Genomic DNA, 14,741 nt, shown 5'->3' on the forward strand with positions numbered 1-14,741 from the left:
GGACCCGTCCCGCAGGACGACGAGCCGGTCCGCGCCGTCGAGCAGCTCGTCCAGTTCGGAACTGATCAGCAGCACCGCCAGGCCTTCCCGCGCGAGCTCGTCGATCAGCGCCTGCACCTCGGCCTTGGCGCCGACGTCGATGCCGCGCGTCGGTTCGTCGAGGAGCAGGATCTTCGGTTCGGTGCACAGCCAGCGGGCCAGCAGCACCTTCTGCTGGTTGCCGCCGGACAGTTCCGAAACCTTCTGCTCGGGGCTGGACACCTTGATGCGCAGGCGTTTCACGAACGTGTCGACGATCCGGTCCTGTCTGGACCGGCTGGTGACGCCGAACCTGCTCAGCCTGGGCAGCGCGGCCAGCACGATGTTCTCCCGCACGGAGAGGTTCGGGATGATCCCCTCGGTCTTGCGGTCCTCGGAGAGCATGCTGATGCCCGCCCTCGTGGACCCCTTCACGCTGTGCGGCACGGCTTTGCCCGCCACCAGCACGGTGCCGCCGTCGAGCGGCAGCGCGCCGATGATCGCCTTCGCGGTCTCCGTGCGGCCGGAGCCGAGCAGCCCGGCGAGGCCCACCACCTCGCCGGGCCGGATCGAGACGCTGACGCCGTTGATGCGGGGTTTGCTGGTCAGGCCGACGGCCTCGAGCACGGGCTGGGTGTCGGCCTGGTGGCCCTCGCCGAACGCCGTGGTGCCGTGCTTCTGGATCTCGCCGACCGACCGGCCGAGCATCAGCGACACCAGCTCGATGCGCGGGAGGTCCCGCAACGGTCCGCTGTGGACGTTCCGGCCGTCGCGCAGCACCGTGACCGTGTCGCAGATCCGGTACAGCTCGTCCATCCGGTGGCTCACGTAGATGATCGCGATGCCGTTGTCGTGGAGCTTGTCGACGACGCCGAGCAGGGTCTCCACCTCCCGCGGCTCCAGCGACGACGTGGGCTCGTCCATGATCACGACGTCCGCGTCCGCCGCGACGGCCCTCGCGAGGGCCACCATCTGCTGCTCGCCGACGGCGAGCTCGCCGAGCGGGCGCCGCACGTCCGCCGTGATGCCGTAGCTCTTGAGCACCTCGGCGGCCTCGGCGTCGCGGCGGGGGCGGTCGACCAACCCGAACCTGGTGCGCGGTTCGCGGCCCAGGAACAGGTTCGCGGACACGCTCATCAGGGGGACGAGGTTGACCTCCTGGTAGATCGTGGAGATCCGGCCGTCGCGCCGGATCCGACCGGCATCCGGGGTGTGGATGCCGGTCAGAACCTTGATCAGCGTCGACTTGCCGGCGCCGTTCTCGCCGACCAGCGCGTGGATCTCGCCCCTGTGCAGGGTGAAGTCCACGTCGCTGAGCGCGTGGACGCCGGCGAAGGTCTTCGTGACGCCGGCGACCTCGATCACCGGATCAGTAGGCATTGGCGAGCTTCTGCGCGGCGTTCGCCGAGTCGTACTCGTCGTCCGCGATCACGATGTTCGCCGGGATCTCGTCGCCCTTGCCGAACTTCTCCAGCGTGTCGAACGCGAGCGGGCCGAAGCGCGGGTTGGACTCGACGACCGCGGTGTAGCTGCCGTCCGCGACGAGCTGCACGGCGTTGCGGGTGCCGTCGACCGACACGATCTTGATGTCCTTGCCGGGCTGCTTGTTCGCGGCCTTGAGGGCGGTGACGGCGCCGAGGCCCATCTCGTCGTTCTCGGCGTAGACGGCGGTGATGTCGGGGTTGCTCTGGATGAGCTGCTCCATCACGGCCTGGCCCTTGGACCTGTCGAACTCACCGGTCTGCTCGGCCACGACGGTCAGGCCGGGAGTGCCGGCGATGCCGTCCTTGAAGCCCTTGGTGCGGTCGGTGGTGACGTTGTTGCCCGAGGCGCCGAGCAGGATGGCGACCTTGCCGTTCCCGCCGGTGGCCTTGATCATCTGCTGGGCGGCGCGCTTGCCCTGCTCGACGAAGTCCGAGCCGATGAACGTCAGGTAGTCCGTGCACGGCTGCGACGTGACCTTGCGGTCGATCGTCACGACGGGCACCTGCTTGGCCTTGGCGGCGTCGAACGCGGGCTGCAGGCCGTCGGAGTTCAGCGGCGCCACGACCAGCAGCTTCGCGCCGCGGTCGAGCAGCGACTTGATGTCGCTGATCTGCTTGTTCAGGTCGCTCTGCGCGTTGGTGACCAGCAGTTCGGCGCCCCGCTTCGCGGCCTCGTCCTTGATCGACTGCGTCTCCGCGATGCGGAACGGGTTGGCCTCCTTCTCCGACTGGGAGAAGCCCACGACCGCCCCCTTGAGGTCGACCTGCGGGTATCCGGTCTTGCTCCGAGCGCAGCCGGGGCCCGCGCTCTGGCTCTGCGCGGCACTCGCGGCAGGCCCGCCGCTGGTGGCGGTCTGTTGGCTCTCTCTCGCAGTGCAACCGGTCACGAGCAGGGCGGCGACTGCGACGAGCAGGATGCGAGACATCTTTGGCTCCTACACGGGGCTGTACGTGGTGGCGCTCTCAGGCGCTAGATTTGCATCGTTGTTCCAACGATGTAAAGACCCGAGACCGTCCCGGTATGATTCCCGGTACTTTTTCCTGGAGGTTCGGTTGGCCACGCTCAAGGACGTCGCCCGGCTGGCGGGCGTGTCGGTCAAGACCGTGTCGAACGTGGTCAACGGCTACTCGTTCGTGAAACCGGACAACCGCCGCCGCGTCGAGGAGGCGCTGGAGGCGACGGGCTACCGCCCGAACCTCGGCGCACGCAACCTGCGCCGCGGCCGCACGGGCTTCATCGCCCTGGTCCTGCCCGAGCTGTCGATCCCCTACTTCGCCGAGCTGGCGGGCCTGGTGATCGCCGCCGCGCAGGAGTTCGAGTGGAACGTGCTCATCGAGCAGACCTTCGGCACCCTGGCCGGTGAGCGCGCGGCGCTGGCGTCCCTCGGCCCGCACCTGGTCGACGCCGCCATCCTCAGCCCGGAAGCCCTGCAGGACGACGACTTCCAGCTGTCCGTGCCGGCCGTGCTGCTCGGTGAACACGCCGTCGACGTGCCGATCTCCCGTGTCGGCATCGACAACGTGGCGGCCGCGCAGACCGCCGTCCGGCACCTGATCTCGTTGGGCTGCAAGCGGATCGCCGCGATCGGCGCGCACCCGCACCGCGGGACGGCCGCGCAGCGCCTGGAGGGGTACCGGGCGGCGCTGGCCGAGGCTTCGCTGCCGTTCTCGTCCGACCTCGTCGTGCCCGCGCTGAACTACCACCGCGCGGAAGGCGCCGCGGCCATGAAGTCGTTGCTGGACCTGGAGACCCCTCCGGACGCGGTGTTCTGCTTCAACGACCTGCTGGCGATCGGCGCGATGCGCACCGCGGCCGAACGGTCCGTCTCCGTGCCGGGCGACCTGGCCGTGGTCGGCTTCGACAACAACGAGGAGAGCGCTTACAGCGCGCCCTCGCTGACGTCGGTGGCGCCGGACAAGGGCGCGATCGCCCGTGCCGCCGTGGACCTGCTCCACCGCCGGGTGGACGCGCCGGACGACGCGCTGGAGGACGTGGAGACGCCGTTCTCGTTGCTGGTCAGGGAAAGCACGGTGGTCCGGTGACGTTCGACGGCGGGACTACGGGCGCGTGAACGCGTCGTAGGTCGCCTGGTCGAACAGGACGAACCGGATCAGGTCGATCTCGGCGTCCTCGACCGCCGTGCGGGCGATCTTGGCGGCGCTGTCGACGGGCCAGCGGTAGATGCCGGTGGAGATGGCCGGGAACGCGATGCTGGTGGCCCCGAGCTCCGCCGCGACCTTCAGCGAGTTGCGGTGGCAGTCGGCGAGGAGCCCCGAGCGGTCCTCGGTGTCCGACCAGACCGGGCCGACGGTGTGCACGACCCAGCGCGCGGCGAGCCTGCCCGCGGTCGTGGCGACGGCCTGGCCCGTCCTGAGGCCACCGCCGTAGTGGCCCGCCCGCAACTCCCGGCACGCGGCGAGGATCTCCGGCCCGCCCTTGCGGTGGATCGCGCCGTCCACTCCCCCGCCGCCCAGCAGGGACGAGTTGGCGGCGTTGACGATCACGTCGACGTTCTGGTTCGTGATGTCGCCGAGGACGTGCTCGATGGTGGTCACGCCCTCGATTCCACCACGTCGTCACCCCAGCGGGCAGGTCTGGACGTCGGCCGGCCGCGCCAGCGTCGCCGAGGCGGGCGGCGTCACCCCGTCCAGCCAGCGTTCCAGCGCCACGAACGCCGACCGGGTCCGCGGGTGCACGTGATCAACGAGCGCGGCACAGGCCCCGCCCACCCTGGGGGCAGACCGCCGACCTCCACTCACCATAGCGGCGACTCGCGGCTGTCAACCCACCGTTCGGCGATCTGTGGACAGGCTGGTCCACCTGGACGGTCGTGGCCGGGTTGTCCACAGATCGTCGCGGCGGGGGCTTGACAGGCGGGGCGCGACGCTAAAGTCGCGTTCGGTGGGTCGGGGTGGTCAGCCCCCTGGGTGGGCGGGGTCCGCGCCCCTCCGCGAATCACCCCAGCGGGCAGGTCTGGACGTTGGCCGGCCGCGCCAGCGTGGCCGAGGCGGGCGGCGTCACCCCGTCCAGCCAGCGTTCCAGCGCCACGAACGCCGACCGGTGGCACGGCGCGAGCGGCCGCAGCCGGTCCGGGTAGGCGTCGACCAGCCCGTCCACGTGCGTGCCCTGCTCCACCCGGTAGTAGCGGTGCAACCGGTCGGGCGTCATCGCCGCGTACACGTCCGAGTCCTGGCTGATCGGCAGCAGCACGTCGGCCGTGCCGTGCACGGTGATCAGCGGCTTCCTCACCTTGCCCGTCAGGTCGACGCGCGAGACCGGCGGGCCGGCGATGCGACGTCGTGCGGCGTACGAGTAGTCCGCGTCGCACGACGCGGTTCCCGAGGCACAGAACGGGATTCCGGCTTCGAGTGCGCCGTCGAACCCCGGGTCGAACTCCTCGCGGTAGATGCGCTGGGTCAGGTCCCAGTAGTAGCGGTAGTGGTAGTCCCAGAGGAACTCCGTGCCGGCCGGGAAACCCGCCGCGACCATCTGCGCGTGCGCCGCGGGGTCACCTGCCAGATAGGCCGGGTACGCGCGCAGGACCGGCGGCAGGAACGTCAGCGGGTTCGGGCCGTCGACCGTCCACAGCGTCCCCTCCCAGTCGACGCCGCCGTCGTAGAGGTGCGGGCGGTTCTCCAGCTGCCAGCGGACGAGGTAGCCGCCGTTGGAGATGCCGGTGGCGATCGTGCGGCTCGGGGCGCGGCCGTAGCGTTGGCGGACAACGGACTTCGCCGCGACGGTGAGCTGCGTGAAGCGCTGGTTCCACTCCTCCATCGCGCGGCCGTCGCGGTAGAACTGCGCGCCGGTGTTGCCCTTGTCGGTGGCGGCGAAGGCGTAGCCGCGGGACAGGACCCAGTCGGAGATGGCCCGGTCGTTGGCGTACTGCTCGCGCACGCCCGGTGCGCCGGTCACGACGAGGCCGCCGTTCCAGCGGTCCGGGAGGCGGACGACGAACTGCGAGTCGTGCCAGCCGTGGTTGGTGTTGGTGCGGGACGTGTCCGGGAAGTAGCCGTCGACCTGGATGCCGGCGACCGGGTCCGGGACGGGCAGCTGCGCGCTCGTGAGGCCCGCCCAGTCGGCCGGGTCGGTGTGGCCGGTCACCGCGGTGCCGGTGGTGGTGAGGTCGGCGAGGCGGGCGAGCTGCTGATGTTCGGCGCCGGGGACCGTCATCGCCGAGACGGGCGGGGCCAGCGCGAGGACGAGGACCAGCGGGAGCAACATAGCTGGTCAAGCTAGTGACGGCGGCTCCGGGGCGACATGGTTGCCTCCCACACAAGGCCCGCCTTGAAGGTGGTGAAGCCGAACAGGTCCAGCACGCGGCGCACCTGCGGCTGGACGTGGCGGAGGTCGAACGTCCTGCCGCTGTGGTGCGCGGCGCACAGCAGGAGCAGGAGGCTGCGCAGGCCGCTCGCCGACAGGAACGTCACCTCGGCGAGGTCGACGGACACCTCGGTGGTCGCCGGGTCGGTGAGGCCGGGCAGCACGGCGGCGAAGAGCAGCTCGCAGGTCGTCACGTCCACCTCGCCCCGGCAGGTGGCGACGAACCGGGTGCCGCGGTGTTCCGTCCGCACGGCGAACGGGCTGGTCTCGCAGGCGGTCATCGGCCACCTCACATCGGAGAGCGGGCCACCACTCCACCGCAGCTCGACAACCGGCCGATAGCAGCGGGAACGAATCCGCGGCCGCGAAAACGAAGTGCCTCAGCCCGACCGCAGGGTCTGCGACGGCGGCACACCGTAGGCCGCGCGGTAGTGAGCCGCGAAGACACTCGGACGGGCGTAACCCCAACGCGCGGCGATCGTCGTGACTGACCCGTTCGCAGCACACAGGTCGTCGTGCGCACACGACAACCGCACGCGACGGACGTACGCCATCGGCGTCGTGTCGAGGTGGCGGCGAAACGCCAGCTGGATCGCCCTGATGGAGACCCGTGCGGCGCGTGCGATGTCCGCTGCTGTGAGGTCTTCGGCGGCGTTGCTCTCGATGAAAGCTATGGCACGCCTTAGCGTCCGAGGGTGCGCGTCGCTGCGATCCGAGGCCGTTGAGCCGGAGAGCGTGCTGTTCGGGAACGTGGCCAACGTCGTAGCCACGAGCAGATGCGTCGCGTTGGCCATGACGAGTCGGTTGCCTTCGAATGCCGGCAAAACTTCGTCACACAGTTGCACGCACACGGCCTGCCACGCAGCAGCGGCGCGTGACGAGAGAGGGCGGCAGCCGACGAACCGGACGTCGTCCGCGATCTCGTCCACCAGAGCCTGGCCGAACACGACCATCGACGCCTGCGGGTTCTCGGTGCCCGCGGTGAACGGACGGCCGGGCGGCACGGACAGGAACGCGTCCCCGGCCTCCACGAACCGGTCCTCGCCGTCCGAGCTGTACCGGATCCTGCCGGACGCCAGGTGGCCGAAGACGTAGTCGCTGATCGGCTCACCGGCGGCCTCGAACCCGATGTGGCCGCCCAGCCGGTCGAACCGGACCGGCCCGAGCGTCTGGGACGCGAGCCGCAGCGACGCGCTCCGGTCACCCCTGCTGAACCGCAGACGCGCGTAGGCCGCGTTCAGCACCTCGCGCGCCGCGTCCAAGTCGCTCACCTCGACGACCCGTTCCACGCGGTGCACGATCCTCGCCCGTCCCGGCGGTGTCCACCGCCAGGACGGGCGATTCCGCCGGTACGTCAGGCCCGCACGAGCGACGCCAGAGCCGTCTGCCCCGCCACGTTCGGGTGGAACACCGCCTCGACGCCCTCCTGCCTGGGAGCCAGCGCGTCGAACCCGCGCAGGAACGGCGTCCCCGCCTCGCAGAGCGCGTGGCCGTCGAACGTCTCCGGGCGGGAGAACGGGCTGGCGTACGTGGCGAACGCACCGGCCCGGCGGGCGGCCGTCACGGCCTCGCGCAGGGTGGCGTCGATGCCGTCGGTGACCCTGTTGCCCTCCACGCGTTCCGCGGTGGTCAGCAGGCCGTCGCCGCAGATCGGGTCGAGGGTGGTGCCGGGCGGGTTGTCCGAAGTGGACACCTGGCGGCCGTAGCCCACCACGACGATGCGCGCGTCCGGGCTGCGGCGGTCGATCTCGGTGAGCAGGGCGGTGACGTTGCTGCCCATCTGCGGCAGCTTCGCCAGGATCGCCTCGGTCGGCGCGCCCGTGCAGTCGCCCAGCACGCACGTGCTGCCGTAGGAGGCGTAGTCGATGTCGTTGGTGCCGATGGTGAGCAGCACCAGGTTCGTGTCCGGCTTCAGCGCGTCCAACTGGGCCGGGCGGTCCTTGAACGGGACGGACAGGTCCGCGGTGCCGGCGCCGCTGCAGCTGGCGTTCGTCACCGAGGTGAGCCGGCCCGCCGCGCGCAGGCGGGCCGCCACCTGTTCGCCGTAGGAGTTGGTGCTGCGCCAGCAATTTCCTGCCGTGCCCTCCTGGTAGTCGCCCGCTCCGGTGCCCGACGCGTAGGAGTCGCCGAGCAGCACGAGCGAGGTCGAGTACGAGGCCTGAGCCGGTGCGGTGATCCCCAGAGCGGCCACCACAGCAGCCAGCACACCGATAGTTCTCTTCACGGAAATCCCCCTGTTGATGTTGCGCCCTCACTCCACTGTGCCCGAACGCGCGCATCGCTTGCCACCAAACGAGATGCATGCGGAATGACAACGCGCTCACCAGGCGCGACGGCGGCCGAACTTCGGTGGCGAATGGACCCACATCTCACATCGCGGCGATCTCCCGCAGCAGCACCGTTTTGCGCGCGTTCGGCAGGAACGACGCGAGCACGGCGTTCTCCGCCAGCCGCGCGACGTCCGCGCGCCCGAGCCCCGACGCGGTGGCCACGGCCAGGTACTCGCCCTCCAGCGTGGCACCGAAGAACGGCGGGTCGTCGGTGTTGAGCGTGACGACCACCCCGGCGTCGAGCATCCGCCGCACCGGGTGCGCCTCGATCGAGGCCACCTGCCGCGTGCGGACGTTGGACGTCGGGCACACCTCCAGCGGAATCCCCTTGAGCGCCAGGTGTTCCAGCAGCGCCGGGTCCTGCGCGCAGCTCGTGCCGTGCCCGATCCGCTCGGCCCGCAGGTCGCGCAACGCCGACCAGATCGTCTCCGGCCCCGAGGTCTCCCCCGCGTGCGGAACGCTGTGCAGCCCCGCTTCCCGCGCGGCGGCGAAGAACGGCGCGAACTGCGCCCGGCCGACGCCCACTTCCGGGCCGCCGAGGCCGAACGACACCAGGCCCTCGGGCAGGCTCAGCGCGAACGCCAGCGTCTCCCTGCCCGCCTTCAGCCCCTTCTCGCCGGGGATGTCGAAGCACCAGGCCAGGTCCACGCCCAGGGCGGTGGCCTCCGCGCGGCCGGACTCCAGCCCGGCGAAGACCTCGTCGGCGGGCATGCCGTCCGTGACGTGGTTGTACGGCGTCACGGTGACCTCGGCGTAGCGCACGTTCTGCGCCGCGAGATCCCGCGCCAGGCCGACGACCAGCGCGTGGATGTCGTGGCGGTCCTCCAGCATCGACTGGACCGCCCAGTAGACCTTCAGGAAGTGGTCGAAGTCCCGGAACGCGTAGAAGCGCTCCAGCTCGTCGCGGTCGGCCGGCACACCCGACCCGGGGTGGCGCCGGGCCAGTTCCAGGACGGTGTCGACGCCGGCCGAGCCGACGAGGTGGACGTGCAGCTCGACCTTGGGCAGGGCGTGGATGAACGAACGCATGGCGAAGCTCCCTGTGGGGGTGGGAACGAGGTGTCGGAGAGGAACGGGGCGACTCAGGGAGCGAGGTCGCCGCGTTCGGTGTCAGCGCCGTAGAGCGGCAGCTTGAAGTCCGGCACGCGCCCGAACGTAGCAGGAAACGGCGTGACCGGACGGGCGCTCGGCTGCTTTGCTGGGCGCGTGACCGCGGAGGACGTGCTGGAGATCTTGCGGGTGCTGGCCGGCGACGGCGTCTGGGTCGGTGGCGGCTGGGGCGTCGACGCGCTGGTGGGCAGGCAGACCAGGCCGCACGCCGACCTCGACCTCGTGCACCGCGAGGAGCACGAACCGCGGATCCTCGCGAAGCTGGCGGAGCTCGGGTTCGTCGAGACCCTGTCGTGGCGGCCGGTGCGGTTCGTGCTCACCGGCCCCGGCGGCCGCGAGATCGATCTGCACCCGCTGCGGTTCGCCGAGGACGGCAGCGCGGAGCAGTCCTCGCTCACGCCCGGTGAGCCGTTCCGCTACCCGGCCTCGTGCTTCGTCACCGGCACGGTCCTCGGGACGAGCGTGCCGTGCCTGTCGAGGGACCAGCAGCTGCGCTTCCACCAGGGGTACGAGCCGCGCGAACGAGACCTGCACGACCTGGCGCTGCTCGGCGACCTCACCTCCGGCTGAGCGCGTCGAGGTCGCGTTCGGCGTAGAGGCGGTGCTCCCACTCCTCGGTGAAGACGCCGAGCACGACCTCGCCGAGCGGGTAGCTCTGCGCCTCCGGCCAGCCGCCGGAGTCGGCCACCGGCTTCGTGTCCGACGCCAGCTGCTCCGCGGTGACGCCGGCCAGCAACGCGCGGACGCCCGCCATCCGGTCGTGCCGCAGTTCGAGCACCTCGTCGAGCGACGGGCGTGCGTCGCGGTCGCGCGGAATGCCCGGTGTGTCGCGCATTTCGTCCCACGGCAGGTCGAGCGGGTGCCACGGCGACGGCTCGCCCTGGATCACGCGGCGGATCCACGCGTCCGTCGCGAACAGCAGGTGGCGCAACGTCTCGATGAACGACCACTCGCCGTCCACCGACTCGTGCAGCAGCTCGGGGTCGAGGCCGCGGGCGCGGTCGACGGTGCCCGCCCACAGGCGTTCGAGCGTCGCCCACGCCTCGCGGAACCCCTCCGGGTCCGTGGGCCGCATCTTGGCGCGCTCCGGGTGGCGGCGGTTCAGCTCAGCCTCGACGTACGGGCCGATGTCCACGCCGTTGACCGTCAGTGTGCCGATCTCGCCGTGGATGTCGACGTCGGCCATCTCGACGCCGCGCATCACGACGCGGTTCATCCAGACGCCGCGGAACACCGTGTCCTGCATGGACACGGCGCGGAACGTCGCCCCGCCCAGCTTCACCCGCTCGAAGCGGGAGCCGCTCAGGTCCTGCCCGATGAAGTCCATGCGCGTAAAACTAGTTGGCACGCTGGTTAGCGTGGGGCAGGTGAAGGGATTCAACCCGAGTTTCGGTCCCGAGACGGCGAGGAACTACGACAACCAGCCCCGCGGCGACGAGGACGAGACGGTGCGGTTCCTCGCGCGGTTCGGCGCGGACGCGCTGGAACTGGCGATCGGCACCGGCCGCGTCGCGTTGCCCTTGAGGGAAGCCGGCGTGGCGGTGGACGGCATCGAGCTCTCCCCCGACATGGTCGCGCGGATGCGGGAGAAACCCGGTGGCGCCGACATCGACGTCACGATGGGTGACATGTCCACTGTGGGCACCGGGCGCACGTACTCGTCGGTGTACCTGGTCTACAACACCATCACCAACCTGCTCACCCAGGACGACCAGGTGCGGTGCTTCGAGAACGCGGCGCGGCACCTCGCTCCCGGCGGGGTGTTCGTGGTCGAGTGCGGCCTGCCGAGCTGGGCGGCGCGGGCGCGCAACCAGTTCGTCGACGTGGAGTGGATGGAGCTCGACCGCGTCGGCCTCGACGTCAACCGCTACGACCCCGTCACCCAGGTGCTCGACGAGAACCACGTCGAGATCAGCGCGGACGGCATCCGGTTCGGCCCGATCCGGCAGCGGCTGACCTACCCGTCGGAGTTCGACCTCATGGCGCGAATCGCGGGGCTGCGGCTGCGCGAGCGGTGGGGCGGCTGGCAGGACGAGCCGTTCGCGGCGGACAGCACGCGGCACGTGAGCGTGTACGAGAAAGCCGCGTAACGTTCATGGACCGCGACCGAGTTCCTCTGTGTCCACCCTGGCGGCACGGAGGAGGCGACGATGATCGCAGTCGTTCCGGTGCGGTACGCGGCCGCGGACCCGGTCTGGTCGCGCGAGCAGTTCGAGAACTGGATGAGGCCGGGCATCGACTTCGGCCTCGGTGACTTCTGGTGGCGCTCGTCGCGCGGCCACTTCGACGTCAGCAGCCAGGTCCACGACCCGGTCCAGATCCCCCACCCCGGCTTCGTGGCCAACGACCGGCGCGGCGCGCTGCACGAGGCCGTCGTGAAGGCCGCCACGCACGTCGACTGGGCGGCCACGGACATCCTGCTCATCTGGCTCGCGCAGCCCACCGGGTGGTGGGGCGGCGGTTCGGTGTCCGTGCCGGTGCCCGGTGGCGAGAAGGAGATCGCGGTCAGCGTGGTCGACTCCGTCACGCCGTTCGACGCGGCCTGCCAGGAGCTCGGGCACAGCTACGGCCTCAGCCACGAGCTGGGCTCCGACGGCAAGACGGAGTACGGCTCGCCCTACTCGATGATGAGCGCCCGCGTCTACGGCTCGACGGTGCTGGGACAGCCGAGCTTCCTGCGCGCCACCGACCCGAGGCTGCCCGACGGGGCGCCGAACCGGCAGGCGCCGTTCCTCGGCAAGCCGGCGAACCTGGTCGTCGGCCCGCTGCTGCCCGCCGCGCACCTGCACCGCGAACAGGCGTTCCGCGACAGCTCGTCCGTGGTGAACGTCCGCTCGCTGCCGGTCAGCGTCCGGCTGTACGCGCTCAACTACGACTCGCCGCAACCGGGCAGGCCCGTGCTGATCGCCGTGCCGTCCCAGCGCCACGACGGCCGCACGTTCTTCGTCGAGCTGCGCCAGCGCCGCGGCTACGACGCGGCGGTCAACCCCCAGGGCCTGGTCGTGCACCAGCGCGCCCCCGAGGGCCGGATCGCGTACGAGGGCGTGGCGCGGACCGGCACCACCGACTGGGCCTGTCCCGCCGGCGACTTCGCGTTGCGGCTCACCGGGTCGGGACGCGACTTCGTCGACGTCGAGGTGCGCGCGGGGTCGGTGGTGTCGTTCCCGATCCGCGGTGTGCTGCTGGCGGGCGGGTTCCGCACCCAGCACGAGCTGAACGCCATGTCGCGCGACGACATGCGCAACACGCTGATCGTCGAGATGACCGCGCACAGCAACCAGAACGACTACCAGCGCTACGACGACGACACGCTCGCGGGCATGGGCGCCGTGATGGTCTTCCTGCGCCGCAACGGATTGCGTGACGACGCCGCGTTGAGGCAGATGTCGTCTGACGACCAGCGCAACACCGCCATCGTCGAGCTCGACGCGCAGACCGGTGCCGGCCAGGCGTTGCAGGGCTTCACGAACCTGCAGCTGGCCCAGATCGCGCTCGGCAGCGACCTCGCGACGCGGGGACAGCGGCCCGGCGAGGTCAGCTTCTTCGTCCGCGGCGTGCTGCTGCTCGGCCGGTTCCGCACGCAGCACCAACTCAACACCATGTCGCGCGACGACATGCGCAACACATTGATCGTCGTGATGACGTCGCTCAGCAACCAGACGAACTACCAGGCCTACACCGACGCCGACCTCGCCGGCGTCGGCGCGGTCATGGTGTTCCTGCGGGAGACCGGAATCCGCGACGACGCGGCGTTGAAGACGATGTCGGCCGACGACCAGCGCAACACCGCCATCGTGGAGCTGGACGCGCAGACCGGGCGCGGGCGGGCGTTGCAGGGGCTGGGCAACCTCGACCTGGCGCTAGTCGCGCTGGGAGTCCAGCGCCTCTAGCGCTTCGGCCTTGATCCGGTCGAACTGGGCAGCCATGGCCTCCGACAGCGCCTGGGCGCCGGACAGCGGGCGCACCATCACGGTGAACTGGTAGATCAGCCCGTCGGCGTTCAGGTGCAGGAAGTCGCAGCCCTGGATCTCCTTGCCGCCCACCTCGGTGCGGAACACCAGCGCGTGGTTCTCGCCGTCGACGATCTCGCGCTCGTAGCGGAAGTTCTCGAACACGCGCAGCACGGCGCGCAGGATGGCGGCGGTGATCGGCTTGCCGGGGTACGGCGCGAACGCGACGGGACTCGTGAACACCACGTCGTCGGCCAGGCAGGCCGCCATGGCCTCGGTGTCGCGTGCCTCGACCGCCTTGCGGAATGCGTTCACGGCGGAACCCCCGAATACTCAACTTGTTGACTAGGTCAGGGCACCGTAACCTGCTGCTATGTCGCTGCGCAACGCCGTGATGGCCGCCCTGCTCGACGGGGAGGCGTCCGGGTACGACCTGGCCAAGTCGTTCGACGCGTCGGTGGCGAACTTCTGGACGTGCACCCCGCAGCAGCTCTACCGCGAGCTGGACCGGATGGAGGCCGACGGGCTGGTCGAGGCGCGCACGGTCGAGCAGGAGCGCCGGCCGACCAAGCGCCTGTTCTCGCTCACCGGCAGGGGCCTGGAGGCGCTGACCGCGTTCACCGCCGAGCAGCACCGGCCCACCGCCGTCCGGGACGAGCTGCTGGTCGCGGTGATGGCGGCGGACGCGGGCGACGTCGAGTCGGTCAAGGCGTCGATCCGGGAGCGCCGGCAGTGGGCGGAGGCGAAGGTCGCGCGCTACGAACGGCTGCGGGAGCGGTTGCTCGACGGCCGGACCGAGGAGGACTTCCTCGCGACCGCAGAGCGGGTCGGGCCGTACCTGACGCTGCTGCGCGGCCTGTTGTTCGAACGGGACAACGCGCGGTGGTGCGCGCGCAGCCTCACAGTGCTGGAGCGGCGTGGTGCCCGGCTCGACGCGTCCGGGTGAGGTTGAATCGGTGTCATGAACGGCATCTCGTTGTTGCAGGAGGCACTCAGCGCGCCCGCGGAGGAAGCGCGCAACCGGTTCGCGGGGCGGCTCAACGGCTACCTCGAGGGGTCCGACGTCGTGCACGCCGTGCGGCTGCAGGGCTGGCTCGGGCTGGAGGTGCCGGGCCCCGGCTGCCACGTCGGCACGGGCAGCTGGGACTTCACCCGGTTCAAGGCGACCACCTCACCGGTGACGTGCGGGCGGTGCCGCAGCGCCGGGCTGCTCAGCAGCTCGTTCACCGGCGGCCCGCACCAGCAGACGCTCGACCTCGAAGGCATCTAAGCATCTGGCCAGAAGTCTTGTCCGAAACCTTGGGGTAGCCAGGGGCTGGTCCAGGGTGCGGCGGTGGTGAGGTTCTGCTCGGTGGTGCGGTCGCGGAAGTAGGCGTGTGCCTGGCGCACGCGGCCGGCCATCGTGGCGGGTGCGGTGTTGGCGATGTGGCGTTTGAGTCCGGCCCAGATGCGTTCGACGGGGTTGTCCTGCGGGCTGTATTTCGCGCCCTCGATCAGCATCAAGCGTGGGTGTTCGGTCAGCCACCGC

At 70.6% G+C, this 14,741-nt stretch carries 16 protein-coding genes and 1 pseudogene; 6 read left to right on the forward strand and 11 right to left on the reverse strand.

What is annotated here, in order from left to right; genetic code table 11:
- On the reverse strand, window positions 1-1,398 hold a 1,398-nt coding region (locus VF330_RS11015), incomplete at its 3' end, for a sugar ABC transporter ATP-binding protein (protein ID WP_330851438.1).
- Window positions 1,388-2,428 (reverse strand): ABC transporter substrate-binding protein, encoded by a 1,041-nt coding sequence (locus tag VF330_RS11020; protein WP_330851439.1) that lies wholly within the window; start codon window positions 2,426-2,428, stop codon window positions 1,388-1,390. The genes VF330_RS11020 and VF330_RS11015, both read right to left, overlap by 11 nt.
- A 127-nt stretch (window positions 2,429-2,555) precedes the next feature.
- On the opposite strand from VF330_RS11020, the gene VF330_RS11025 reads away from it, so the two are divergent.
- Entirely contained in the window at window positions 2,556-3,545 is a 990-nt protein-coding gene (locus VF330_RS11025) for a LacI family DNA-binding transcriptional regulator (RefSeq protein ID WP_330851440.1), read from the forward strand.
- A gap of 15 nt (window positions 3,546-3,560) precedes the next feature.
- Here the strand turns inward: VF330_RS11025 and VF330_RS11030 are convergent, their stop codons facing one another.
- From VF330_RS11030 to add, 6 genes are all read right to left on the reverse strand, one after another.
- Window positions 3,561-4,058 carry an O-acetyl-ADP-ribose deacetylase gene (locus VF330_RS11030; RefSeq protein WP_330851441.1) on the reverse strand — a complete coding sequence of 166 codons (498 nt, stop codon included), beginning with the start codon at window positions 4,056-4,058 and terminating at the stop codon, window positions 3,561-3,563.
- A 400-nt stretch (window positions 4,059-4,458) separates the two neighbouring features.
- Window positions 4,459-5,724 (reverse strand): tannase/feruloyl esterase family alpha/beta hydrolase, encoded by a 1,266-nt coding sequence (locus VF330_RS11035; RefSeq protein WP_330851442.1) that lies wholly within the window; start codon window positions 5,722-5,724, stop codon window positions 4,459-4,461.
- 11 nt (window positions 5,725-5,735) lie between these two features.
- Complete coding sequence (locus tag VF330_RS11040; protein ID WP_330851443.1) at window positions 5,736-6,104, reverse strand: STAS domain-containing protein; 369 nt, start codon at window positions 6,102-6,104, stop codon at window positions 5,736-5,738.
- Window positions 6,105-6,203: 99 nt separating this feature from the next.
- On the reverse strand, window positions 6,204-7,112 hold the full coding sequence (locus VF330_RS11045; RefSeq protein WP_330851444.1) for an AraC family transcriptional regulator: 909 nt from the start codon (window positions 7,110-7,112) through the stop codon (window positions 6,204-6,206).
- 65 nt (window positions 7,113-7,177) lie between these two features.
- Window positions 7,178-8,047 (reverse strand): SGNH/GDSL hydrolase family protein, encoded by an 870-nt coding sequence (locus VF330_RS11050; RefSeq protein WP_330851445.1) that lies wholly within the window; start codon window positions 8,045-8,047, stop codon window positions 7,178-7,180.
- A 145-nt stretch (window positions 8,048-8,192) separates the two neighbouring features.
- The gene (gene add, locus VF330_RS11055; protein ID WP_330851446.1) at window positions 8,193-9,182 is read right to left on the reverse strand and encodes an adenosine deaminase; all 990 of its coding nucleotides are present in this window, start codon (window positions 9,180-9,182) and stop codon (window positions 8,193-8,195) included.
- A gap of 177 nt (window positions 9,183-9,359) precedes the next feature.
- On the opposite strand from add, the gene VF330_RS11060 reads away from it, so the two are divergent.
- Window positions 9,360-9,833 carry a nucleotidyltransferase domain-containing protein gene (locus tag VF330_RS11060; protein WP_330851447.1) on the forward strand — a complete coding sequence of 158 codons (474 nt, stop codon included), beginning with the start codon at window positions 9,360-9,362 and terminating at the stop codon, window positions 9,831-9,833.
- Here VF330_RS11060 and VF330_RS11065 read toward each other — a convergent pair.
- A complete protein-coding gene (locus VF330_RS11065) occupies window positions 9,820-10,590 on the reverse strand; it encodes a DinB family protein (protein WP_330851448.1) in 771 nt (256 codons plus the stop codon). The genes VF330_RS11060 and VF330_RS11065 overlap by 14 nt on opposite strands.
- A 40-nt stretch (window positions 10,591-10,630) precedes the next feature.
- Here VF330_RS11065 and VF330_RS11070 point away from each other — a divergent pair, with 40 nt between their 5' ends.
- Window positions 10,631-11,353, forward strand: a complete 723-nt coding sequence (locus VF330_RS11070) for a class I SAM-dependent methyltransferase (protein ID WP_330851449.1) — start codon at window positions 10,631-10,633, stop codon at window positions 11,351-11,353.
- Between the two features lie 60 nt (window positions 11,354-11,413).
- Complete coding sequence (locus tag VF330_RS11075) at window positions 11,414-13,153, forward strand: hypothetical protein (protein ID WP_330851450.1); 1,740 nt, start codon at window positions 11,414-11,416, stop codon at window positions 13,151-13,153.
- Here the strand turns inward: VF330_RS11075 and VF330_RS11080 are convergent.
- Window positions 13,124-13,528, reverse strand: a complete 405-nt coding sequence (locus tag VF330_RS11080) for a nuclear transport factor 2 family protein (RefSeq protein WP_330851451.1) — start codon at window positions 13,526-13,528, stop codon at window positions 13,124-13,126. The genes VF330_RS11075 and VF330_RS11080 overlap by 30 nt on opposite strands.
- Window positions 13,529-13,586: 58 nt before the next feature.
- Between VF330_RS11080 and VF330_RS11085 the strand changes: the two genes are divergently transcribed.
- A complete protein-coding gene (locus VF330_RS11085) occupies window positions 13,587-14,159 on the forward strand; it encodes a PadR family transcriptional regulator (RefSeq protein ID WP_330851452.1) in 573 nt (190 codons plus the stop codon).
- 15 nt (window positions 14,160-14,174) lie between these two features.
- The gene (locus VF330_RS11090) at window positions 14,175-14,483 is read left to right on the forward strand and encodes a hypothetical protein (protein WP_330851453.1); all 309 of its coding nucleotides are present in this window, start codon (window positions 14,175-14,177) and stop codon (window positions 14,481-14,483) included.
- On the opposite strand, the pseudogene VF330_RS11095 reads toward VF330_RS11090, so the two are convergent.
- Window positions 14,480-14,741: pseudogene (locus tag VF330_RS11095) on the reverse strand (IS630 family transposase); the annotation flags it as partial. The gene VF330_RS11090 and the pseudogene VF330_RS11095 sit on opposite strands and share 4 nt — an antisense overlap.

The sequence above is a fragment of the Lentzea sp. genome (genome assembly GCF_036380075.1).
Lineage (GTDB): Bacteria > Actinomycetota > Actinomycetes > Mycobacteriales > Pseudonocardiaceae > Lentzea.